The organism is Victivallis sp. Marseille-Q1083 (genome assembly GCF_903645315.1).
Lineage (GTDB): Bacteria > Verrucomicrobiota > Lentisphaeria > Victivallales > Victivallaceae > UMGS1518.
On record NZ_CAHJXL010000002.1, the window covers coordinates 152,287 to 176,459 of the forward strand.

Here is a 24,173-nt window from a genome sequence, read left to right on the forward strand (position 1 = left end):
AACTGGACAAACGAGGTTGCGGCGTTATATTACCGGTGAAGCGATCAACGATTGGAGAGGATGATGAGCGCAAAATTCGTGGCTTTGGACATTGGCAACGTCTGTCTGGAAATCCATCCGGAGCGTTGTCTGGAATATTTCAAACTGCCCGAAATTCCGATGGAATTGCTGGCGGTGCTCGGCGAACTGGAGTGCGGCCGGCTGGATACCGGCGGTTTGCTGCATTGTTTCCGCCAATTGCTGCCGGCCGGTTATTCGGATGAACAGTTGATGCACGGCTGGAAGCTGGCCGTCGGCGAGGAAATCGCCGGCATTGAGGCGGTGGTACGCCGGCTGACGGAGCAGGGATGCCGGGTGATTTTCTTTTCCGACACCTCGGAAATCCATCTGGAGAAGGTATTCCGGCAATTGTCCTTCACCGGTCTGATTGCCGGCGGCGTTTACAGTTTTGAGGTCGGGGCGCGCAAACCGCAGCCGCAGATGTACGAGGCGTTTGAACGGCGTTTCGGCAAGCCGGTGTTGTACGTCGATGACCGCGCCTGCAACATAGCCGCCGCCCGCGAACGCGGCTGGAATGCCTGGCAATTTTCTTCGGCGGCAGAACTGGAGCAGCAGTTGTCCGGAGGCGGATTTTGATCAGTCTGCTGCTGCTGGCGGTGCATCTGCTGGCGATTCTGCATATCCTGTGGACCAAGCACCGCGATTCGTCGAGTGCGGCGATGTGGCTGCTGGCGGTGACGCTGCTGCCGGGTATCGGGCTGTTGTTTTATCTATTTTTCGGCATCACCAGCATCGACCGGGTCCATTCGCGCCGTCAGGCGCTGCAGAGCGAGCTGTCGCAGCCGGACAACGGCATTCTGGGCGGCGGTCTGCGCCGGCAGCGCGATGCCTGGGGGCAATTTGTGCCGCCGCTGGAAGTGCTGCGCAATCCGCGGACCAAACTGTTGGATCGGCTGTTTCCGCAGCGCCCGGCGCTGGACGGCAATTCGCTGGAAATCCTCTGTGACGGGACGATGGTCTATCCGCGGATGCTGGCCGATATCGAAGCGGCGAAAATCTGTATCCGGCTGGAATCGTTCATCCTGATGGACGACCAGATCGGCCGGCAGTTGCTGGATACGCTGGAACGCAAGGCGGCCGAAGGGGTGGATGTCAAGGTGCTGTTCGACAGTTTCGGCAGCGCCAAGGCGATTTTATCGCATTATCTGCGGCACTATTTCCGCAAGAGCCCGAATTTCAAAATCCAGGCATTTTCACCGCTGAACTTGCTGACGCCGTGGAAGTTCCAGTTGCGCAACCACCGGAAGCTGTTGATCATCGATGGAATCATCGCCTACAGCGGCGGCTTGAATATTTCACAGGACAACGAACGGCTGGCCAAAGTGCCGCCCAACCGCTATATCCACGATTTGCATTGCCGGATCACCGGTCCGGCGGTTTCCCAGTTCATCCAGGTGTTTCTGCAGGATTGGGCCTATACGACCCGGCGGCATCTGGAGGAGTTCGCCCTGCCGGCTGATTTTCCGGAGTTGAAGCGCACCGGCGACGCGGTGGTCCGGGTCATCGAAAGCGGTCCGGGTGAGAATCGCAACGGTTCGCAGAACCTCTTTTTCGCCGCCGCCGCCATCGCCCAGCGCTCCCTGTACATCATGACGCCCTATCTGGTGCCCGGCAACGATTATATCAATGCTCTGTGCATGGCGGCATCGCGCGGTGTCGATGTCCGGATTATCGTGCCGGCGCACAACAACCACTGGTTTGTCGACTGGGCGGCGCGCAGCAATTATCAGCAACTGCTGGAATACGGCATCCGGATTTTCGAAAAGCAGGGTATTTTTTCCCATGCCAAGGCGCTGCTGGTCGATTCCGCCTGGGGGTTCATGGGGTCGAGCAATTGCGACAGCCGGAGTTTCCGGTTGAATTACGAATTGGACTTTTGTTTTTCCGAAGACCGCTCCGTCGATGAACTTCATCGCCAGTTCAACGACGAATTGGCCGATTCCGCCGAACTGTCGTTGCACGAGGTGGAACGGCGCAGTCCGTTCATGCAGATTCTGGAGAACTGTTGTTCGCTGCTGACGCCGATTCTGTAATCTGCCGCCAGTGCAGCAGCTTCTGCTGGAAGTTCATGCCGGCGTGGGCCGGGCTGGTGGACGGCAGCCGGGTGACCGGCAGCGTCAGGCCGGGCTGGTAGCGCCGCAGAAACTGCATCGCCGCCGTGCCGTTGCAATAAATATGGCGGATTTGCGGATGGGTTTGCAGCAAGCCGGCCAGATCGTTCGGTTCCGGTTCGAGGATGGCGGTGTCCAGGCTGCCGCGCCGCCGGCAGCCGGCCAGCACATCCCAGAGGCCGACACGGTTTTCCAATAGCTTCTGCAGCCGTTGCGGATAGGGCAGGGTAACGGCGAAACCGAACAATTCCGCCATGATCGGCCAGAAGGCGTTGCGTTTATGGGCATAATACTGCTGCGCCGCCAGCGAGGCTTCGCCGGGCATGGAACCGAGGATCAGAATCCGGGCATCCGGCCGGATGCTCGGCGGGAACGATTGTTTCCAGCTGGGCGGATCACTGGTCATCCGATACCTCCACCACGCCGCGGCCGCGGCAGCGCGGGCAGCGCAGAAATCCTTCATGGCAATAAGGACAGTTGAAGCCGACCCACCAGGCCCCCTGGCAGTAGTGACAGACGCTCCAGCCCGGATGAACCGGTTTGATGCCGGTGTTGCCGCACAGATAACAGTAAGTATGGTAGAACCGCAGCCGGCGGTCGGCCGGGCAGGGCAGGCCGGCGGTTGTGCAGCGCGGGCAGGGAATGGTGCGAAGTTCCGAGACTGGCGCCGGCGTTTCGGCCGGAGCCGCATGGGACAGGGAAATATGAAGAATCGCCGCTGCCAGCAGCAGCGCCAGCAGTAAACCGGCGGCCAGCAGCCGGTAAAAGCGCCGCCGGTTCCTCTCCGGCGGGCCGAGGACTGCGAAGGCTCCTTTGAGTACCGCTCTGGAATGGCCTGGCCGGAAATCGGCCGCCGGCAACACCCGGCCGTCGGCGGCGAGGGCCAATCGGCCGACTGCGCGGACCGGAATGACCGGCAGCCCGGCCAGTTCCGGACACTGGCGGGCCAGCAGCGCCGCCGGCCGGCACTCCGGTACCGCTTCGAGCCATTCCGCCTGGGTGATCAGAACCGCGGCGCGAAAATCCTTACGCCGCTGCCGGCATGCCTGCAGCCATTCCGCTGCGGTGTGCAGGCAAGCTTCGGCCGTGCCGTCGAACAGTGCCGAACTGTTGACCACCAGCAGCATACCGTCGGCGGCGGCGAGATGACGGTGAAGCGGTTCGGCCGGTTCCTCCGGCTGAAAAATGGTCCCGGGCAATTCCAACAGCTCGAAATCATATGTCAGCGCGCCGCTCCAGTCGGTGCGGAATCCGTGGAACTGCCAACCGCCTTCCGGCCGTCTCGCCGCCGCCGGCGGCCACTCGCCGGTTTCCAATTGCTGCAGCAACTGCCGCAGTTGACGTCCGGCATCCGGCGGCAGTTGCCAGCGCCAGCCTTGCCGGCGGTGGAAATTGCCGGTCAGTTTGGCGGCCAGAACGGTCAGAAAAACGGTTTTCCCGGCGCCGGACGGACCGATGAGCAGGATCTTTTTCATCCTTTTTCCAACTCCTTCCAGCAATCGCCGGCCGCACTTTCCGGAATTTCCCGCTCGAAAGCCATCCGGCAGTTGGCCAGCAGCAGTCTGGACAGCAGTTGCCGGCGCCGGGCGGGAAGGGCGCGCCGGAAAGCATTGAATTCTTCCAGCACTTCGAGCAGCGCCGTCGGTTCGCTCAGGGCGGCTATCTCCTGCTGAAAGAGGCGCTGCAGTTCCGACAGTCCGCTCGCGTCGTAAGCGGCCCGGTCGCCGGCCCGCAAGGCCAGAATCGCTTCCCTGGCGGAGACTGCCGCTACCCGGTCCGGCGGAAAGCCGTAAGTTCGCACGGCGTGAAGCAGCAGGTCCGCCTCTTCATAACGATCCCTGAAGTTGACGACATTGAAGGAATGCCGCCGGCTGAGTTCCCGCTGGTAGAACACCGCGTCGGAACGGGCGCCGATCTGATCGGCCCGGACGCAGAACACCGGGATGTGCACCTCATCCAGAATCGCCAGGGCGCGAGCGGTTTCCCGTTCCAGCCGGCCGTCTTCCCCGCCGCATTCGAACGCCAGTTCGGCGCCGGGCGTATCGAGCAGCATACCGCCGTCGTGCAGGAGCGCGGCATCGGGAAACGCCGAACTGATTTCGATCCATTCGGCCGAAGTTTCGCCGCGCCGCGTCCCGTACTGCTCGATCAGGGCGGTCACCGCGGCCGGTTCGTCGACGATTTGGAACGTCTGGTAACCGTCGCTGTTGTGGACGATGACTTTGAAACGATCGGTCAACGCCGGATCCCGGCAGGTCCGGATCACGCTGGAAGACAGAAAATCCCGGGCCACCGGCATCAGCTCCAGTTTGAGCAAGGCGTTGATCAAACTGGATTTGCCGCGTTTCGGCGCGCCGAGAACGCCGATCTGCCGCGGAGCGCCCTGATCGCGCACCGCCCGGATTTTGCGCAGTTGCAGCGACAACGCTTCGCCGGTTGCCATTTCACCGGCCCGCAGCGGCTCGGCGGCATCGGCGCCGCGCTGCAGGAAGTTGCGCAGCAGGAGTTGCAAGGCTTCGGCGGCGGTCCAGCGGGCCATCTAGAGAACCTCCGCATTGGCGAATGCCGCATCGAATTGCTGCAGACGGACCAGTTCCCGCTGCCAGGCTTCCACCTGTCCGGCGGTCGCGGTATGCGATAACTGTTCCAGTTCATTTTGAAGCCTGACGAGCAACGCTTCATGATCGAGCCGCGCCTGGTCGAGCAATTCCCGCCGCCAATCGTCCAACGTCGTTTGCAGGCGGTGCAGCGCCTCGCGCAGAGAATGTTCCACCAGCTCCGGAATCCGGTTTTGCTGGATTGCCTTCAAGCCGAAGCAACTGAATTTTTCGGCCAGCCAGACCGCCACCGCGGCGGCGGCGACGGTGCCGAGCGTCGCCACGGCGGAGGAAACCAGCGCCAGTTGCGCTCCGGCGGCGGCATTGGCGGTGCTGGCGGCGGCGACGGCGGTTTCCGAGCCGAACAGAAGTCCTTTGGCCGCGCCGACCAGGCCGAGATTGGCGACGCTGTTGGCGGTGGCGGCTTGGGCGGCGGAACCGGACAAGGCCAGGAAGGTCTGGTAACTGCCGCTCAAAGTCGCCAGGGCGCCGGAAACGCTGTTCCAGGAGAGAATGCCGCTGCCGGCCGTCAGCGCCACGGCGGACAGTGCGGCGGCCTGGCCGACCGGGTCGCCGCCGCCGTGGTGGCGGCCGAGGTAGAGGTCGAGTTGGTCGCGGTATTCGGTGCTCAGCGCATTGACGGCGGCATCCAGCCTTTCGGTCAATTCCAGCGCCAGCGCATCCAGTTCGGCGGTCACTTGCTTCTCGATTTTTTTCTTCAGGCGGAAACTGGTCAATACGGTCGGCAGCAATCCGCCGCGCCGGAAATGGTCGATGCACAGATCGCTGATCCGCTCGGTACGCCGCAGCACATTGCGTTCGAAGTGAACGATTTCCCGTTGCCAGCGCCGTTCGAATTCCTGCAGCGAATGCTCAAAGTCATTCCGGAAAGTTTCCCGATTTTGCCGCAGTTCCAGTTGTTTGGCCTGCAATGCCGTCCGATCGAGTTCATCCTGCCGCAACAGTTGCCGGAGATATTGTTCCCGGCCGGCGCAGTAGTGCCGCATGGAATCGATGAGTTTTTGACGCCGTCGTCCGGCAGTGACGCCACGGGCGGAACAGGAGAGCAGGAATGATTCCAAGGCCTGCTCCAGAGCTGCAACGCCGCTTTGCCGCCGCAGCGGCTCGAGATCGTCGCAGTGAAGCTTCAAAGCGTCGAAAACGGTTTTGGCACTGCATTCGAAGAGCGTTCCCGCCGGCAGCCCGGCCCGGGCAATTTCCTGGCGGATGAAATGCCGGACATCGTCGCGGTCGCGTTCGTTGTCCAGTTCGTCCCACTTGGTGACGACATAGAACAATTTTTCCGGATTGAGTTCGGCCAGTGTCTGCAGGAAGAGGTATTCGCTCTGTTCCACCGGCAAATCGGCGGAAAACAGCAAAATGACGGCATCCGCCAGCGGCAGGAACTCTTCGAGCAGCGTTTCGTGATACAGATTGATCGAACCGCGTCCCGGCGTATCGATCAGGGCCGCCTTGCCGTTCAGCAGCGGAAAATGACCGAAAACTTCCACTTTACGCACCTGTTTGCGGTTGTCCGGGTTGTTCTCCTCGGTGATGTACTCCTTCAACTCGGTCAGTTCCAGTCGTTGCGGTTCCGGGCGGCCGGCGAAGTGGACCAGCGCGAATTCTTCCGGAGCGGGGGTGTTGTCGAGATAGCGGATGAGCGACGAGGTGCATACTTTGGTCCGCACCGGCGAAATGGCGTCATCCTGCCGGCCCAGCAGTGCGTTCAGCAGCGTCGATTTGCCCCGCTTCATATTGCCGACGATGGCGATGTGGTAACATTCGCTATTCCATTCCGCCGCCTGCTGCAGCCATTGGCGCGGCAGCGTCTCTTCGCCGGCTTGCCGCGCCAGCCCGGCCAGTTCGGCAACCTGCTGCTGGAGGAAATTCAGGCGGTCGGCATATTGTTTAAACATGATGAACTTCTCCGGCTGCCGGTTCGAACTGCTGCAGGAGCGCCAGACATTTGCGGTAAGGCGCCGGGGTGTTTCGGGCGGCGGCGGCCCGGACGCTGTCCAGATGGGCGAACGTCCCGGCCAGCGGCTGGGTCAATGCTTCATTTGCGGCGGTTTCGAGCCGCTCGAAATGCTCGCCGGCTCGCGCTTTGCATTGCTGTTCGAACTGTTTCAGATTGTCGGCCAACTGCCGGTTCAACTGCTGCCTGGCTTGGCGCACGTTGCCGGAAGCCAGCAGCGATTGGATGGTCTCGCTCAGCAGTTTGCGACCGAACAGCGCCCCCAGGGCGATCCAGAGAAAATGTGCCAGACCGCAGGAAAACCAGGCGCCAGCCAGGATGGCGGGCAGCAGCAGTTTCGGCCAGACCGGCGGCGCCGGATGTTCCAGTTGGAAGGAGAACTGAAAGGATTTGATGTCACTTTGCAGTTGTTCGGCCGCCAGTTCGAGATCACCGGCCACTTCCCGATGGATGGCGGTGAAGGTTTCTTCCAGAAAAGAGCGGCAGCGGTTCCGACACCATTCGGCCAGCAGACTGGTGGACTGCAGTTCGGCCAGACTCAGGCCGGCGATCTGTTCCGAAAGCTGATTGTTCAACGTGTTGATGAAAGCGGCCAGGTCGCCTTCGAAACGCAGTTGCCGCACGCGCAATTGGCGGTGGAGACGTTCCTGCTGCCCGTCCAGGGAGTCCTGCAGGCTTCGACGGTTGGCGTCAATTTCCGCGAGCAGCCGATTTTTCTGCTGCTCGTCGACGGCGGCGGCCTGAATCGCCGCCCGGCAGGCGGCGATCACTTCGCCGGCGAGCAGATCCAACTGTTCCTGCTGTTGCCGCCATTTTGCCGATTGCGCCTCGCGTTGAAAGCAGTGTTCCAGTTGGCGGCGGAACCGTTGGAACTCCCCGGCCAGCTCGGCCCGGTCGCCGGCCGGCCGGGTGGTGAGCAGAAAAATATGCGGCGCCGGGATGCCGAACGGCAGCAGCAGGGTTTGGACGCGCTGCCGCAAATCCGGCAGTTCGCCGGCCGGCAGCTTATCGCATTTGTTGATGACGATGAATATTCTGCGCTGCCGTTCCTCCCGCAGCAGACCGGCCAGAAAATCGATTTCCCGGCGGCTTTCCAGATAGGTGCCGTCCAATAACAGGACGATCAGATTGGCTTCCGGCAGACTTTCATAAGTCAGCCGCGCCGCATTGCCTTCCGGTTCCTCCAGGCCCGGAGTGTCGGTGAGCTGCAAACCCGGCGGCAGCAGCGGCGTCAGGATGGTCAGCTTTTCCAGTTCCGGCAGTTGGCCGGCCGTTTCCGGCGTCTGGAATTCATATAATAGTTCACCGGCCGGGTTGCTGCCGGCGGCGTAAAAGGTGTCGCCGTGCAGAAGCGTCGTCAGAGCCCGGGTGGTCGGAGTCGGGCCGGACGGCAGCAGGCTGGCTTGCAGCAATGCGTTGATCAGGGAGGATTTGCCGGTGGAATAGCGGCCGGCGAAGACAATTTTGAAGGAGGGGTCCTGCCAGCGGTCCTGCAGGGAACGGCAGCAATCAAGCAGCGCCGGCTGGTTGAGTTCGGCGGCGGCGGCAGTCAGCATTTCCAGGCGTTGTTCCAGGGGGCCCGCTCCGGTTCCGGCCGGATCGGCCTCCGGCCGGTTGGCGGCAAATGCCGCAGTTGCCGGAGACGGCAGAACAATTTCCGCCTCGAGAACCGCTTCCGCTTCCTCCTCCAGCGCATCCATTCGCTTGAAAACATAACGCAACGCCATGCCGGCGATGGCGAAATCATCCAGCCAGCCGATGACCGGCAGATAATCCGGAATCAAATCCAGCGGTGAAATACAGTACAGCAGAACGCCGCCCAGTAAAATTTTTTCCCGCTTCCTGATCTCGTCGGAACAGAAGAATTGCCACAATTGGCGGCACCGCTCCTGCAAACCGGCATGATCGACCCGCCGGGTCCAGCCGGAAAATTCGCGCGCGAGCCGTTGCCGGCTTTCCGGGCTGGCGGCCTCGCGGCACCAGCGGGAATGAAAGAAATCTCTGCCGTTCATCTTGAAACCAATCCTCCGTATCGCTACAATATAGTTTCATTCCGTTCAAAGTTCAATCCGGCGTACCCGCAATGTTGCCGGGTTCGGCGGGAAAACGTTATTTCATTTTTGTATTGTCGCAAGTCGCTGTTACATTAACGGTAGCTGCGAGTCGTTCAATTAAAAAGGGAAGGAGATGATGACGATGCTTTTGCCGATCAGTTTCAGTGAATATGAAGCGCAGGTCAGCCTGCCGTGGGGGGCGCAGACCCGGTTGTGTGTCGGGGATTCGGCCGCCGGAGAGTTGTTGACGGCGGCCCGCCCGGCCGCGGACCGGGGAGAGGGCGGTCTGCGGGAAATTTGCTTTGAAGAAATTCCGCCGCAGTCGATTTCCCGGCAGTTCGGCAGTGATTCCGAGGCGTCGGAGCAATATGCGATTCTGATTGTCCGGGAGCGGATTGCCGTACAGGCGGCCAGCCGGCCGGCGATGCTGTATGCGGCGGAAACGCTGCTGCAACTGCTCGATGACAACGGCTGTTTTCCGGTCGGCCGGTTTTACGATGTGCCGCAATGTCCGGTTCGCGGGCTGAAATTGATGTTGCCGGCGGCCGACAAGATGGCGGATTTCAAGCGGCTGATCGACTTGGCGGCGGCGATGAAATACAATACCGTCATGCTGGAAATCGGCGGAGCGATGGAATACCGCAGGCATCCCGAGATCAACGAAGGCTGGCTCGAGTATTGCGCTTTCATGAACGAATATCCCGGCAAAGGACAGGAAATTCAGGAAAAAACCGCCTGGGAACGGAATTCCATCCACTCCGACAACGGCGGCGGCGGTTGCCTGACTCAGGCGCAGGTGAAGGAGCTGGCCGCCTATTGCCGCGACCGCCATTTTCAGGTTATTCCGGAAGTGCCGTTGTTGTCGCATTGCGATTATCTGCTGACCCGCCATCCGGAATTGGCCGAGCGGGCCGAGGATCCCTGGCCGGATACCTATTGTCCCTCCAATCCGGCTTCGTATGAGCTGGCGTTCGATGTGCTCGACGAAATCATCGAAGTGTTCCGGCCGGAAATCATCAACATCGGCCATGATGAATACTATACGATCGGGCTTTGCGAACGCTGCCGGAACCGTCAGGCGCCGGATATCTATGCCGAAGACATTCGCAAAATTCACGATTATCTGGCGGATCGCCGGGTGAAAACGATGCTGTGGGGCGAAAAATTGCTGCCGGCCCGGCTGAAAGACGGTTACGCAGTCGGCGGTTCGGAATGCGGCTGGCGCAGCAAAATACCGGCCACCTGGACGGCGATCGACCAGGTGCCGAAAGACTTGCTCGTTTCCCACTGGTACTGGGGCATTGACCGCAAGCTCGAACAATATTACATCGACCGCAATCTGGCTTATGTCTTCGGCAACTTCGAGCCGGCCGTTTTTCCGGACTTCAACCGGCGGGTCGCCCAGCCATCCTGCCGCGGCGGCATCATTTCCAACTGGGGGCGGACCGACCTGTTGACGATGCAGCGCAATTTGATCCTGTTCAATATGGCTTACGGTGCGTTCCGGTTCTGGCTTTACAGCTTTGAGATGTGGTCGAACGAGGAGCAACTGCAGGCGGTTTTCGCCTATCTGTATCATCTCAATCCGGCAGCGGCGGCCGGAGAGAACAAGCTGACGCTCGAACATTATACCACCCGGCTGTTCCAATGGGGATTCTTCTATGACGGCAAATACATCAAACCGGAGGAGTATTGCCTTGGCAGTTATCTGGTGACGTTCCGGGATGGCAGCCATTGCGAACTGCCGGTCTGCTACGGTCAGAATATCGGCAGCGGCGATGTTGCCTGGACCCGGCAGGAGGCCGACAATATGGACACCTGGCGGTTCGACGAAAGTCTGCCGGAATTGTCCTATTCGACCTTGCCGGTCAAGGCGGACGGGGTGACTTTTTACCGGACTGATTTCCAGTTGCCGCAACCGGCATCGGAAGTTTCCGCCGTTGAATTCCGGCCGAAGGACGACAGCATCCGGGTCGTTTTCCGGCGCCGCTGAAGAAAACTGGAACCGGCGGTTCCTTTGGGGAGGGAACTGCCGGTCGTGTAACAATAAATAAATCAGGAAAATAGGAGAGTGGGAAAGATGGAAGCCTCTTCTTCTTCGCCGGAATTGCCTTATCTTTCCCAGCTGGCCCGATTGTATGCCAGACGGGTCGCCGTGGCAGTCAATACCGGCGATTTGCCGGAGGCAATCCGGCTGTACCGGCTTGGCGGACGATTGCTCGCCACTCCGGCTGAGGATGTCTCCTCGGCCGCGGCGTTGGCGGTTGACCGGACGGAAGATTACAGTGTCGCCGGTTAGTTCCCTGGCGTTTGGCTGTCATTTCCGGGTCAATAGGCGGAGCCCGAAGTATCGATTTGAGGTGATTACTGAACCATTGCAAAAGGAATAAGCACGGAAGCGCAATATAAATATAATAAAAACAAGTCACAGAAAGGACCAGGGATAATGGCGAATACATTGGAACGACGTCAGAAGACGTATCTGGGGTGGTTGTTTTTCTTTCTGCTGTTTCCGGCGGCATTGTCGTCCGGCTTGCTGTTCTGGTATTATTGCGACCTCGAAGCGGTGATTGCCGTTTTCAGCGGGGGCAACGTGAAGGATTATCTTGTTCTCGCCGGGAGCGTGTTGGCGCTGGGGATGGTGTTCTATGTTGCCGGCAGTATTTGCTGGAGCAAATATCTGCTGGCCGTCTGGGAAGAAATCTTTCCGAAGTCGCCGAACTGGTGGCGCCGGATGGCGTACCTGAAAGTGGTACCGGTGATCGGCCAGATAATCTGGCTGTTGTTCGTATTGACTGCCGCCGGCCAGCGCGGCGCCCGATGCGTCATTGCCGTGTTGACGGTCATTGCCGGCATCGTGTTCTGCTGCATTCTGCCGCTTTGCAGATTTCCTTGGGGGGGAGGGGTTTGCGGCATCGTGATGAGCGTTGTTTTTGTCGCGTTGCTCATTGCCTATAAAACCTTGAGTCCCGGTCCGATGCCGAAGTGGAGCCGGAATCTTTCACTGTTTTTCGGTGTGGTCATGCTGGCCGCCATTGTTGCCGGCGCGGTGCAGGTCTACCGGGTCGACCGGCAGTACGACGTTCTGCGGGCCGAATTGCTGGAGCTGGGGGTGCCGGGCAGTTGGGCGGAGCTGCAGCAATGGTACGATCGCGGGGAACCGGCCAACGCGGACAGTCAAACGTTTCTGGGGCGGGCAACTGCTCCGGTGATGGTTTTGCCGGAAGAATTGCGGGGCAAGTGGTATCAGGAATATTCCGTTCAGGATCAGGAGACGCTGCAGCGACTGCTGGCTCCCCGGCAAAGCTGGTTCGACCGGGTGGATGGCGAATTGGCCGAAGGGGATTTGCTGAAATTCGAGCGTGACTATGAAGCTGACCGTTTCCTGATGCAATGGCCTGAATTGGCCTATTGGAAAGAATTGTCTTACTTTTACGAGCTTCGCACTGTCGCGGCTGTGAATGAGCGTGACGCGGCGAAAGCGTTGAGGCTTTACCGATTGGGCGACAAAATACTGTACTCGCTGACTGACGATGTTTCATTGCCGGCCGGGCTGGTCGCCGATGAAGTCGAAAACAACCGGCTGGAGGTCCTGGCTTACTGGCTGGGCAGCGGCGCTTTCGAGAAGGAAACTTTATCGGATTTGGCGGCGATGCTGGACCGGGAGGAGGAAATGTGCCGCCAAAGTCTGTTTCGCGGCATCACCGCTTCCGCGATGGAGTGGATGGCGCTGATGCAATTGGTGGTGGATGGCACCGGTCCCGACCCGCGCAGAGAGTATGAAAACGCCGACTTGAGCACTTTCAAGTATTTTCCGCAGGCGATGATGTATTATCTCGTCCGGCGGGATACGGTCAGTTTGATGCGGTATTTTGCGGCGCCCCTGCGGTATCGAACTGCATCGAATCCTTATCCGGCAATCAGCCGTATTTTTTTCCGGTCCCGCGGGAATCCGCCGTCCGGCATTTTCAATGCGATGCTGCAGTCGAATTTGGAACGGGTATTCAGTCGGAAGATCGAGATCATTGCCCGTATCCGCCTGGCGAAAGTGGCGTTGCGGATCGAGCGTTTCCGGTTGCAGCATGGCCGGTTGCCGGTGGATTTGGCTGAATTGGAGGAGCCGGATTTGCCGAGGGACCCGTTCCATGACGAAATGTTCCACTATATCGCTGGCCGGCTGCAGTTCTGCCGCGCGGACGGATGGCGCGTCGGTTGTGAAGCGGATGGCTATCGGCTTTACAGTGTTGGGGCAAATTTGGCCGATGACGGCGGCCGGAAAGGGAATTGGTCTGAGTCGGACCTTTGTTTTGAAGTGTTTGCCGATCCGCTCGTTCTTCCGGAAGAAAACCCGTCCGGTTATCCGTTCCGCGGTTTGCCGCCGGAATTGGAAGCGGAGTTGGAAAAGGAGCAACGCCTGCCGGAAGGCGGGAGGTGAGAATTGGAAAGGCGGGAACGGTAATTGCTGTATCGACCGCTTGCCGGCAATGCTGGACGAGTTGGACCCGGCAGACTTGCCGGTCGGTCCCTTTTCCGATCATTTGAGGTGATTACCGGTGAAATCGTACCGTTCGAGCATCAAGAGAATTTCACGGAGGAGTGAAGAATTACGGGAAATGGCGCGGCAAAAGTCGAAAATCAGTCGGAGGAGGGGAAAACCGGTTAAAAAAAGAGCGGAAGAAAACGTCTACTTAATATCGGGAAATGCCAAAGTACGGAAACGATAATGAATCAAGCGATTGAAAAACAACCCGGAGTTATCTCTTGATTCGGCAAAATGTACTGCAGTCGCAATTCATGATAATTGCCCGGGTGCGCATGGCGAAAATTGCGGTAGAAATAGAACTATTCCGTTTGCGTCGCGGAGAGGACGGGATACCGGCTTTACTGCATCGGGCCCAATTCAGTCGGTGATCTGGACCGGGAATGTGAAGCGCGTATCGCGGCATTGCCGTAAGAGGGTGTTCCGGTTACGCTGGCGGAATTGGATCCGTGGCGCATTGGACGACGAGCTGCTTGCGGTGATTACCGAAGTGATTGCTGCTTATCCGAGAACCAAGATCAACTGGGATGACGAATGGCCGGACGAGAATTGAGTACAAACAACAACCGGGGAGGGAATATGGATGCTTCATTGAAACATGTGCAGAAATTTTATTTGAGTTGGTTGTTGCTTATTCTGTTGTTGCCGGTGGTGGTGGTGGCGGTATGGCAAATCGCCTTCTTGCTGAATGCCGATTGGCTGCGGTATTACGCCCCGGTGATGGAAGTGCTGGGAGAGGCTGTAAGCGAAAGAGGAATATTATTTTTCTGGAATCGTTCCTTTCAATGGGATGTCGTACATGTGGTCAGCGGCATCGTCATATTACTGACGGCGATTTGTTATATTGGCGGCAGTCTCTGCTGGAGCCGTTATTTCATCGCCTTGTGGTGGGAGTTGTTTCCGGATACGGCGCAGTGGTGGGCCTGGTTGGCCTGGCTGAAAGTGATTCCGGTGCTTGGTCAACTCCTGATCTGGCCATTATTCGTTTTTCCGGCCGCCTATAAACGGAGCGGTTGGAGCCTGACGGCGGCGATCGTGGCGATGGATGGCGTGCTGATTTTGCTGGTGACATTGGTTTGGCCGGTCGAATGGCTGGTCCGTTATAACAGTTTCATCGGGGTGGCAGCGTTGATTGCTTTCGGGGTGACTTATAAGTTGCTGTCGCCGGGACGGCTGCCGCGTTGGGGCGAGGCGCTGTTGTCGGCATGTGGCGGTATCATCGCGATCAGCATCTTGTTGGGCATCGTTCAGGTTTACCGGGTCGACCGGCAATATGTCGCTTTGCAGCAGGAAATGCGGGCTGTCGGGATTCCTTCGAATCTGGCGGAGTTGGAGGAGGCTTATTGCGGCAGACAATTGCCCGAAGACTTTTCCTGGCGTTTTCTGAAGGCAGTCCGCCCTTTATCCAACATGCGAATGGAACAGTCCGAATCCCTGGGCGATTATTTTGATGAAGAAAAGCAACCGGAACGTCGGGATTTCCTGGCTTTTCAAACCTATGCGAGTGCGCAATTGGACTGGATTGCCGCCGAAAATGGAGTTCTGGAATCTGAGCGGCCTGATGACGATCTTGGCATTCCTACTGGTAGGGACTGGTATGAAAAAGATTATATATGGGTGATGGTCATGGAGTTTTATGCGCAACGCATTGTCGATGCCGCCGATAGAAATGAACCGGCGGAAGCATTGCGGCTGTATCGACTCAGCGGTAATTTATGGCAGTTGGCGGCCGATAACGATTTATTTCGGAATACCGAAAACAATGAAGCGATCCGTTTGGAGGCGTTGGCTTATTTGCTGGGGCGAAAAATTCTGGATATCGAGGCATTGGATGCTTTATTGGTCGAGTTGGAGGCGGATGAAGCTATGTTGAGTCGGATGTTTTTTGACAGGTGGCCGCGAATTGCGGCACAGTGGGTGATTGGATGGCGGGAAACCTTGACGGGACAGCAGCCGATGGACTGTTATGATGATCTATTCTTGAGTCTGCGGGTTTTTAAAAATTTTCCATTGGCGATTGGATATTATTTTTACGCTTTTAGTATCAACCGTTCGGCGACTCATATGGTTCAGGCGCTGGATGGCTGGAAGGAATGGCGTGAACGCAGACAATACAGGACGCTGGTGAATAATTTGCACGTCCTGGTCCACAATGTCCACAATACGTTGCTGGGTTATCCTTTTGGCTCGGAAGAATTCTCGTTGGCCCAAATTGCCAGGATTCGCCTGGCGAAGCTTGCTGTCGTGATTGAAAAATTCCGTTTGCAGCGGGGACGTTTACCCGATTCATTGGAAGAGTTGAAAGATGATATGCCTCCGATCAAGGATCTGGTACCGGACGGCAAATTCTATTATCATCGCACTAACTGGACCATTGTTGTTGCATCGAATCGCGGGGTATATTACGATGTTGCATCGAACCGCGAGGCATATCACGATGTGGAAGGGTATCGTTTGACTTATCAGGAGATGGGCCCGGGAAAATGGGTGAACGAACGGGGGGCTCTTATTGTATCGTTCGATGTCGTCGACACTGTGACTAAAAGCTATTCGCCGCCGGAACCGGAATGGGAAGACGAAGTTCGGCCATTCGGGTTGCCGGATGGTTTTGATGAAAGCGTCAAGGAGGAAGAAATCCAAGAAGCGATTAAGCACCCGCAATCGACAACGGAAGAAAATGAAGAAGGAAATGATTGACCGATGAATGATATGGAAAGGAAACGAAGCCAACGGAAGGTCCGGAAACTCTATTGAAATCCGTCACCGGGACAAATATATTATTTCCTTTAAAAAGAGAGTCTCCAGTCTATTAAGGTAATGTTTATGAAACTTTGTGCGATTCAAATGCCGTTTGCTTATCAATCGGAAGAAAGGGCTGAATACTCCGTTGAATTTGCGATTCAGGAACTGCAGAAATGCGATTCCTCCTGTGATTTGATTCTGACGCCGGAATATGCCAATGCTCCGGCGTCTTTTCCGGCGGGAAGATGCATTCCGTTTGCCGAGGCGCACACAGAGCGGTTATTAACCGCCGCAGAGGAATCCGCCAGACGTTGTCATTCCATTGTCGCAGTGAATCATGTCAGCGAGTTCAAGCCGGGACTGTTCCGGAATACGACGAGCGTATTTGACCGGAACGGCCATATCGTCGGACGTTACTATAAGCAACATTTGCCGCGAAGTGAACGGGAAGTGAATAGGTTGGACGATTCTTACACCCGGTCGTTCCGCTGCCCGGAAATCATTGAAGTGGACGGTCTCCGGCTCGGCTTTTTAATTTGCTACGATACTTATTTCAGTGAATATGTAGCGCATTTGGCCTACCGGCATCCGGATATCGTGCTGGTTTCCTCTTTTCAGCGCGCGGAACGTCCGGAAATTATCCGGATGCAGAATCAGCATCTTGCATTTACTTGTAACTCTTTCGTACTTCGGGCGTCAGTTTCCATGGGAAGCGACGCCCGAACCGGGGGGTGCACCCTGGCCGTATCGCCCGAGGGGAACATCATTGGCGAATTCGGCAATTCAATCGGCACGTTTTCCTGCGAAATCGGCGATCCTCACCACAAATATATGCGCTCCAACAGCTACGGCGGTGCTTTGATTCCGAATGATCAATTTATCGAACAGGGCCGTACTCCCTGGTGTTACCGCCCCTGCGGCAGTATGGTGATCGAATCGGAATCCGTTTATCCCTATCCGCGGGTATGCGCCCATCGAGGATTTTCGACTGTCGCTCCGGAAAATTCCCTGCCGGCCTTCGGCGCCGCAATTTCGCTGGGGGCACCGGAAATCGAGCTCGATATTCAATTCTCCAAAGATGGAATTCCGGTTATTTGTCATGACGATGAGCTTTCCCGGGTTTCGGATGGTGATGGCCTGATAAAAGAAAAGAATATTGCCGAACTGCGGAAAATCGATTTCGGCCAAAAATTCAACTCCCGCTTTACCGGTTTGAAAATCGCCTTGTTCGAAGAATTTCTGGCCAAATTTTCCCGGCATGCAATTATCAATCTGCATTTGAAAACCACTGAAAAAGAAGGCGAGGAATATTCCCCGGTGCAGTTCCGCAAGATTCAGGAGCTTCTGGCCCGCTATGATGCTCTCCGGCATGTTTATTTGATGGGAGATCGGGGAGTCATGGCTTGTGGTTTGCGAATGGCTCCGGAAATTCCCCGGTGCATGGGGGCGTTTCCCGATCCCTGGCATATCGTGGAGCGGGCTGTTGAGTTGAAGTGTTCCAAGGTTCAGTTGTTCGCTCCGTATTATAATCAGAAGATGATCGACAATGCACATGCTCACGGCATTCGTTGCAATTTCTTCTGCTGCGACGATCCGGTTGAAGCCAAAAAATTATTTGCACAGGGAATCGATACGATTTTATCAAACGATTACTGGACTGTCGCCAGAGCACTCCAGGAATTCCAGATTGAGAACGTCGAAAAGTAATGTAGGCTTTTTGGCAATTGAAATTGTCGCTGTAAGCATTCGCTGTCCGGGAGCGGACGAGAATGGCCGGAGAAACAGCCGAATTTGAATCCGGCAGCGGCAATCGGCCTTGGGGGGTGGAGTTACTCTTCCGGTTCCAGCATCGGATCGTTGTGGGAATGAATCAAGGCCGGGTCGCCGGACATCATGCCGCGGCTGGTCGCCTGCACGAATTCGATGAAATGTGTCACTTCCGGCGTCAGCGGTTCCTTGCGGATTTCGGCAAAGGCGTTGCTGGAGTTCAGCCCGCGGAAAAAGTAAATTTTCAAGGCGCGCCGGATTGCCGCCCGCCCGGCGCTGTCGATGCCGGCCCGGCGCAGGCCGACGGTATTGGGCCCGCAGATGTAATTGTTCTCCGCCAGCATGGCGAACGGCGCGATGTCCTGGGTGACGATGGTCCGGCCGCCGAGCATTGCCAGCCGGCCGATGCGGCAGAACTGGTGGATCAGCACGTAGCCGCTCAGCACCGCGCCGTCTTCGATGACGACGTGACCGGAAACGGCGGTCTGGTTAGCGATGGTGACGTAATTGCCGATTCTGGCGTCATGCCCGAGATGAACGAAGGCCATCAGCAGGGTATGATCGCCGACGCTGGTCAGGCCGTTTTCAAACGGCGAACGGTGGATGGTGACGTATTCGCGGATCGTCGTGTCGGCGCCGATGCTGGTGTGCGACACGACGCCGGGCTGAAAACGGTGGTCTTGCGGTTCTTCTCCGACCAGGGCGCCGAAATAAATCCGGCAGCGCGGCCCGACGGTGGTGTAGCGGCTGATCTTGACATGGGCGTCGATATGGCAGTTGTCACCGATTTCGACGTCCGGTTCGATGACCGCATACGGTCCGATTTCGACGTGATCGCCGATTCGGGCGCCGGAGGCGATGACCGCGGTCGGATGAATGGCCATAAGTAAAAACTCCCGTCAGTTGATCAGGGTGCCGGCGCTCAAATCGCCGCGCAGGACTTTCTCCAGACTGTCCGGCTCGAAGAAGTCGAAAACGATCACCGCCAGGTCATTGTCGCGGCACAGTGAAAACGCCGTCGAATCCATGACCGCCAGTTGGCGGGCCAGCGCTTCGTCGAAACTCAGCGTATCGAAGCGGACGGCATCCGGATTTTTGAATGGATCGGAGGAGTAGACTCCGTTGACTTTGGTCGCCTTGAGCACCGCTTCGCAATCGGTTTCCAGCGCGCGCAGCGCCGCCGTGGTGTCGGTGGTGAAAAAAGGGCTGCCGGTGCCGCCGGCGAAGATGACGACCTTGCCGGATTCCAGCGCTTTTACCGCCTCGGCCCGGTTGAAGCGTTTGGCCAGCGGTTCCATCGCGATGGCGCTCTGCACTTCGGCGCTGATGCCGACCGCCGTGAAGAAATCCTTCAGACACATCGCGTTCATCACCGTTGCCAGCATGCCCATGTAATCGGCATTGACCCGGTCCATGCCGCCGGCTTTGCCCATGACGCCGCGCCAGATGTTGCCGGCGCCGACCACCAGCGCCACTTCCACGCCGGCATATACCACCTGCTTGATGCGTTCGACGACGGCGCGGACGGCTTCGGAGTCATAACCGTGCTCCTGGGCGCCTTTCAACGTTTCCCCGCTCAACTTGATCAGCACCCGGCTGTACTTGTAGGTTGTTTCCATGTTGCTGTAGTTTCCCTTTTGTACGGTTGAAATTTCTTTACACCGTAAAATATAACACATTTCACCGCTTTGAACAACCGATTTCCGGATGAATTTTCTCAAAAGGGGTGTATAGTAGGACATCATAACTGTAATTCTAGTGATTGGAAGGGAAAATGCTCCATGGGTGACAATTCCAGAATTAAAGTGGGGGTGATCGGCGTCGGCGCGCTTGGCCGGCATCACGCCCGGTTATATAATTTGAGTGAAAATGCCGATGTAGTGGGCATTTACGACCTTTCGCCGGAAACCGCCAACCGGGTTGGTGAAGAGTTTGGACTGAAGGTATTCGCCGATCCGTTGGAATTGGCGAAGGAGTGCGAAGCGTTGAGTGTCGCGGTCCCGGCGACGAAACACAATGAGAGCACGATTCCATTGCTGGAGATGGGCAAGCATGTCTTGGTTGAGAAACCGTTGGCCGCTTCGGTCGAAGAGGCGGCGGCGATGGTCCGGAAGGCGCGGGAACACCAGGTGGTGTTTGCGGTCGGCCATGTCGAACGCTTCAATCCGGCGATGGATTTTCTGGAGAAATACGCGGCGAACACCCGCTTTATCGAAGCCCATCGGCTGGCCTGTTATCCGCCGCCGCGGCCCGGTAGTTACCGGCGCGGGACGGAGGTCAGCGTCGTGTTGGACCTGATGATTCACGATATTGACCTGGTGCTCCGGATGGTCGACTCCGAAGTTGAGCGTTTCGATGCGGTCGGCATCCCGGTGTTGAGCAAGACCGAGGACATCGTCAGCGTGCGGATCAAATTCAAGAACGGCAGTTGCGCCAATATGACCGCCAGCCGGGTCAGCCAGGAGCCGCAGCGCCGTTTCCGGGTTTTTCAGGAAAATTGCTATATCTCGATGGATTACGGCAAGCATTTCGGCATGGTCTTGAAGCGCAACCGGGTTGGACTGGCGCGCAAGGACATCAATCTGGACGAAAAGAATGCGCTGGCCGCCGAACTGGAAGATTTCATCGATGCGATCAAACGCACCCGCACCACCGGGGTGGTGCAGCAGCCGAAGGTGCCCGGCGAACAGGGCTTGGAGGCGCTGACGCTGGCGGTGGCCATTCAAAGTGAAATTCGTCGTTACAACGATTTTTACGGGTTCAAATTTGCCAGCCCGGGAGTTTCGGAAATCGATGGCTGAAGTGCGGTCCCTGACAGTTCCCTCCAAAATCAACCTGATCCTGAAGATTACCGGCAAACGCCCGGATCATTATCATCAATTGCAGACGCTGTTTCTGCCGCTGGCGGTTCCGGCGGACCGGGTGGAACTGCATTGGAGCGGGCCGGGCATCCGGGTGTGTTCCTCCCGGCCCGGTTTGCCGGAAGACCTCGATAATCTTGGCGGCCGGGCGGCGCAGCTTTATGCCGCCGCCGCCGGTGTGGCGCCGGAATGGATGTTCCGGATTGAAAAGAATATTCCGGTGGCGGCCGGTCTGGGCGGCGGCAGCGCCGATGCTGCCGCCGTGCTGCGGCTGTTGAACGAACACTACCGGATATTGCCGGCGGCGGCGTTGACGGCGTTGGCGTTGCAGTTGGGGGCGGATGTGCCTTTTTTTCTGACGCCGCGGCCGGCTTGGGCCGGCGGAATCGGGGAGGAATTGACCTGGCTGCCGGCAGAGCTGCCGGCGGTGCCGTTGTTGTTGATCAATCCGTGTTTTCCGGTCAGTTCGGCTTGGGCGTACCGGCATTTCGAGCCGGAGCGGATCGGAAAATTGCCGGGATTCCATGCCGATTTGCTGTTGGAGGCCTGGCGGGCGGCCGATTGGGAAGCGTTCGGCAAACTGCTGCACAACGATCTCGGGTTGGCGCTGTATGAGAAATTTCCGCTGCTGGAAATGTTGCGCCGCCGGCTGTTTCAGCTCGGCGCCTGCGGCGTCCAGATCAGCGGGAGCGGACCGACGATGTTCGCTGTTTGCCGCGATGCCGGCAGCCGGGAGGTGCTGGTTGAAGCGTTGCAACAGGAATTTTCCGATCTTCGCTGCTTTACGGCGGAGCCGTACAGACATTTCTAATCGAATCTTAATCTGGCATTGACAGTTTTCTAACAAAATCGCCGTATAGTATGATCAGATCATAACAAATAAGGTATGGCTTCATGGCGAAAGAAAAGATTTTGATCATTGAAGATGAAGAATCCATTCAGGAGCTGATTCGCTACAATCTGGAACGCGGTGGTTTCGGCGAATTGAAATCCTGCGATTGCGGGGAAAGCGGTTATGAGACGGCGCTGGAATTCCTGCCGGATTTGATTCTGCTCGATTTGATGCTGCCGGGCATGGACGGGCTGGCGGTCTGCCGGAAATTGAAAGCCAATCCGAAAACCAGTCAAATTCCGATTATCATGTTGACGGCCAAGAGTGAGGAGAGCGATATTATCGTCGGTCTGGAGCTCGGCGCCGACGATTATGTGACCAAGCCGTTCAGCCCCAAGGTCCTGATTGCCAGGATCAAAGCGGTATTGCGCCGGGCGGCGGAGAAGGAGGCGGAGGAGGCGGAAGATGAAGTGGTGCGCCGCGGGCCGTTGACGATGAACCGGCTGAGGCGGGAGGCGACGCTTCGCGGTACGTCGTTGGTCCTGACCTGCTCGGAATTCGAGATTCTCTATCTTTTGGCCAAACACGCCGGCTGGGTGTTCACCCGCAATCAGATCGTCAATGCGGTGAAAGGCGACGATTATCCGGTGACGGAGCGTTCGATTGATGTTCAAATGGTCGGTATCCGTAAAAAACTCGGTACCTGCGGCGGCATGATCGAAACGGTGCGCGGCGTTGGCTACCGCTTCAATATCGAATTATGAAATTCAATTTACTGCAATATTTTCCGGTGATCATTCTGGCGGCGGCCGCTCTGCTGCTGGCCGTCAGTTACCGGCAGTCGCAGACGCTGGAAGATATTTATCTGGATCAGGTCGAACGGGATTTGCAGATCCGCCTGGAATTGCTCGAACCGGATCTGGCGCGGAATTTGCCGGGATGGTCGCCGGAGGCGCTGCAGGAGTATTGCCGCCGGACTTCGAAGCAGATCAAAGCCCGGTTGACGGTTATCGACGCCCACGGCGTCGTACTGGCGGATTCGGAACGGATGGATTCCTGGGACAATCACGCCGGCCGCCCGGAAGTGCAGTCGGCGCTCGACGGCCGGCCGAGCCGGATCATCCGTTACAGCGATAGCCTGAATACCCGGATGATTTATCTGGCGATTCCAATGCACTGCGAATACGGCAATTACGTGCTGCGGGCCTCGATGTCGATCAACGCGATCGACAGTGTGCTGTGGAAAGCGCGGCTGCAGATGATCGAACTGGGTATTCTGGCGGCGGTTCTGACCGTTATTCTGAGCTATTATCTGGCCCGGCGCTTCAACCGGCCGCTGGAGGATTTGATCCGGCGGGCTTCGGCGATCGCCGCCGGCAATTTGAAGTTGCGTCTGCCGGTACCGAAGCGCGGGGAAGTCCGGGAGCTGGCTCTGGCGATGAGTGACATGGCTGAACAATTGAAAGCCCGGATTGCGGAGATCACCCGGGACAAGAACGAGCGTGACGCGATTTTCGCCGCGATGAGCGAGGGGGTGGTCGTACTGGATGCGGCCGGGAAAATCATGGAATGCAACCGGGCTGCCCGCCGGATGCTCAATCTGCCGCTGCCGTTGTCGGGCGCCGGAATCCAGAATGAAGAGCTGGATTTTTTTGTTGAAAGCTTGTTCCGGCATGGCCGGACGGACGAATTGGAATTGGCCCTGCCGGGCCCCGGCCGGGAGCGGCAGTTGCGGGTCTGGGGAACTTTGTTGAAATTTGCTGAAGACGAGACCGCCTCCGTTTTGCTGGTGATCTCCGATTTTACCCAGATCCGCAAGCTGGAGAATTTCCGCCGTGATTTCATTGCCGATGTTTCCCATGAGATCAAAACGCCTTTGACGGTCATTCTGGGCGCAGTGGAGACGTTGCAGGACGGGGCGCTGCAGGAGCCGGAGAGCGCCGCCCGCTTTATGGAGATCATTACTCAGCACGCCTCCCGGCTCAATGCGTTGGTTCAGGATATTCTGAGCCTGTCCAATCTGGAACAGCAGCATCTCAACCGGCAACAGGATTTTACCGTCGTCGATGCGGCGGTGACGATTGCCAATGCGGTTGAATACTGCCGGCCGCGGGCGGATGAAAAGGGCGTGGTTCTGGAGTTGAACGTTGCGGGAAAGGTCCTGGTCAAAGCCGATCCGCAGTTGTTGGAACAGGCCGTCGTCAATCTGGTGGACAATGCGGTCAAATACAGCGGCAGCGTCCGGCCGATTCAGATTTCATTGCGGCCGGATGACGGCTATTGCCGGATCGGCGTCACCGATTTCGGCATCGGCATCGCGGCCGAACATCTGGATCGGCTGTTCGAACGGTTTTACCGGGTCGACAAAGCGCGAAGCCGGAAACTGGGCGGTACCGGGTTGGGGCTGGCGATCGTCAAACATATCGTTCAATTGCATGGCGGCGAGATCGCGGTGCGCAGCGTCGTCGGCAGCGGCAGTACCTTTGTCATCAAGTTGCCGCTGGCAGCAGTCCCGGCCGGAAAGAATTGAAAGAACCGTCGCACGAAAGCGGCAGTTAGCCTCAATACTGCTTACTTAATTCTTAAAGATTATTGATTTCATGCTATATTATCTTCATAGACAACAGGAGA

The 24,173-nt window shown here is 57.6% G+C and carries 18 protein-coding genes; 11 read left to right on the forward strand and 7 right to left on the reverse strand.

Going from position 1 to position 24,173, the window contains the following annotated elements; translation table 11 throughout:
- Positions 1-63: 63 nt before the first annotated feature.
- Both HWX74_RS16690 and cls read left to right on the forward strand, forming a co-directional pair.
- The gene (locus HWX74_RS16690; RefSeq protein WP_176014724.1) at positions 64-636 is read left to right on the forward strand and encodes an HAD family hydrolase; all 573 of its coding nucleotides are present in this window, start codon (positions 64-66) and stop codon (positions 634-636) included.
- Positions 633-2,093 (forward strand): cardiolipin synthase, encoded by a 1,461-nt coding sequence (gene cls, locus HWX74_RS16695; protein ID WP_176014725.1) that lies wholly within the window; start codon positions 633-635, stop codon positions 2,091-2,093. Before HWX74_RS16690 ends, cls begins: the two co-directional genes overlap by 4 nt.
- Here the strand turns inward: cls and HWX74_RS16700 are convergent.
- The 5 genes from HWX74_RS16700 to HWX74_RS16720 are packed head-to-tail and all read right to left on the reverse strand — an operon-like array spanning position 2,044 to position 8,758.
- Positions 2,044-2,577 (reverse strand): DNA-deoxyinosine glycosylase, encoded by a 534-nt coding sequence (locus HWX74_RS16700; protein ID WP_176014726.1) that lies wholly within the window; start codon positions 2,575-2,577, stop codon positions 2,044-2,046. The two genes, cls and HWX74_RS16700, sit on opposite strands and share 50 nt — an antisense overlap.
- Positions 2,567-3,646 (reverse strand): Rab family GTPase, encoded by a 1,080-nt coding sequence (locus HWX74_RS16705; RefSeq protein ID WP_176014727.1) that lies wholly within the window; start codon positions 3,644-3,646, stop codon positions 2,567-2,569. Before HWX74_RS16705 ends, HWX74_RS16700 begins: the two co-directional genes overlap by 11 nt.
- Positions 3,643-4,710 (reverse strand): dynamin family protein, encoded by a 1,068-nt coding sequence (locus tag HWX74_RS16710; RefSeq protein WP_176014728.1) that lies wholly within the window; start codon positions 4,708-4,710, stop codon positions 3,643-3,645. Before HWX74_RS16710 ends, HWX74_RS16705 begins: the two co-directional genes overlap by 4 nt.
- On the reverse strand, positions 4,711-6,687 hold the full coding sequence (locus HWX74_RS16715; protein WP_176014729.1) for a dynamin family protein: 1,977 nt from the start codon (positions 6,685-6,687) through the stop codon (positions 4,711-4,713).
- On the reverse strand, positions 6,680-8,758 hold the full coding sequence (locus tag HWX74_RS16720; RefSeq protein WP_176014730.1) for a dynamin family protein: 2,079 nt from the start codon (positions 8,756-8,758) through the stop codon (positions 6,680-6,682). Before HWX74_RS16720 ends, HWX74_RS16715 begins: the two co-directional genes overlap by 8 nt.
- Positions 8,759-8,933: 175 nt before the next feature.
- Here HWX74_RS16720 and HWX74_RS16725 point away from each other — a divergent pair, with 175 nt between their 5' ends.
- The 5 genes from HWX74_RS16725 (at position 8,934) to HWX74_RS16745 (ending at position 17,789) form a co-directional block, all read left to right on the forward strand.
- A complete protein-coding gene (locus HWX74_RS16725; RefSeq protein ID WP_176014731.1) occupies positions 8,934-10,793 on the forward strand; it encodes a family 20 glycosylhydrolase in 1,860 nt (619 codons plus the stop codon).
- 78 nt (positions 10,794-10,871) lie between these two features.
- Positions 10,872-11,099 (forward strand): hypothetical protein, encoded by a 228-nt coding sequence (locus tag HWX74_RS16730; RefSeq protein ID WP_176014732.1) that lies wholly within the window; start codon positions 10,872-10,874, stop codon positions 11,097-11,099.
- Positions 11,100-11,246: 147 nt separating this feature from the next.
- Positions 11,247-13,235, forward strand: a complete 1,989-nt coding sequence (locus HWX74_RS16735; protein WP_176014733.1) for a hypothetical protein — start codon at positions 11,247-11,249, stop codon at positions 13,233-13,235.
- Between the two features lie 744 nt (positions 13,236-13,979).
- Entirely contained in the window at positions 13,980-16,037 is a 2,058-nt protein-coding gene (locus tag HWX74_RS16740; RefSeq protein ID WP_176014734.1) for a hypothetical protein, read from the forward strand.
- A 126-nt stretch (positions 16,038-16,163) separates the two neighbouring features.
- Positions 16,164-17,789 (forward strand): glycerophosphodiester phosphodiesterase family protein, encoded by a 1,626-nt coding sequence (locus HWX74_RS16745; protein ID WP_176014735.1) that lies wholly within the window; start codon positions 16,164-16,166, stop codon positions 17,787-17,789.
- A gap of 122 nt (positions 17,790-17,911) precedes the next feature.
- Here HWX74_RS16745 and lpxA read toward each other — a convergent pair whose 3' ends face one another.
- Positions 17,912-18,733, reverse strand: coding sequence for an acyl-ACP--UDP-N-acetylglucosamine O-acyltransferase (lpxA, locus tag HWX74_RS16750; RefSeq protein ID WP_176014736.1), 822 nt, complete (start codon positions 18,731-18,733; stop codon positions 17,912-17,914).
- 15 nt (positions 18,734-18,748) lie between these two features.
- On the reverse strand, positions 18,749-19,468 hold the full coding sequence (gene pyrH, locus HWX74_RS16755) for a UMP kinase (protein WP_176014737.1): 720 nt from the start codon (positions 19,466-19,468) through the stop codon (positions 18,749-18,751).
- Positions 19,469-19,537: 69 nt separating this feature from the next.
- Here pyrH and HWX74_RS16760 point away from each other — a divergent pair, with 69 nt between their 5' ends.
- The 4 genes from HWX74_RS16760 to HWX74_RS16775 all read left to right on the forward strand — a co-directional run bounded on the left by HWX74_RS16760 (position 19,538) and on the right by HWX74_RS16775 (position 24,072).
- Positions 19,538-20,650, forward strand: coding sequence for a Gfo/Idh/MocA family protein (locus HWX74_RS16760; RefSeq protein WP_303048125.1), 1,113 nt, complete (start codon positions 19,538-19,540; stop codon positions 20,648-20,650).
- Entirely contained in the window at positions 20,643-21,521 is an 879-nt protein-coding gene (gene ispE, locus HWX74_RS16765; protein ID WP_176014739.1) for a 4-(cytidine 5'-diphospho)-2-C-methyl-D-erythritol kinase, read from the forward strand. Before HWX74_RS16760 ends, ispE begins: the two co-directional genes overlap by 8 nt.
- A gap of 83 nt (positions 21,522-21,604) precedes the next feature.
- On the forward strand, positions 21,605-22,306 hold the full coding sequence (locus HWX74_RS16770; protein WP_176014740.1) for a response regulator transcription factor: 702 nt from the start codon (positions 21,605-21,607) through the stop codon (positions 22,304-22,306).
- Positions 22,303-24,072, forward strand: a complete 1,770-nt coding sequence (locus HWX74_RS16775; RefSeq protein ID WP_176014741.1) for a cell wall metabolism sensor histidine kinase WalK — start codon at positions 22,303-22,305, stop codon at positions 24,070-24,072. Before HWX74_RS16770 ends, HWX74_RS16775 begins: the two co-directional genes overlap by 4 nt.
- The last annotated feature ends 101 nt before the right edge of the window (positions 24,073-24,173 follow it).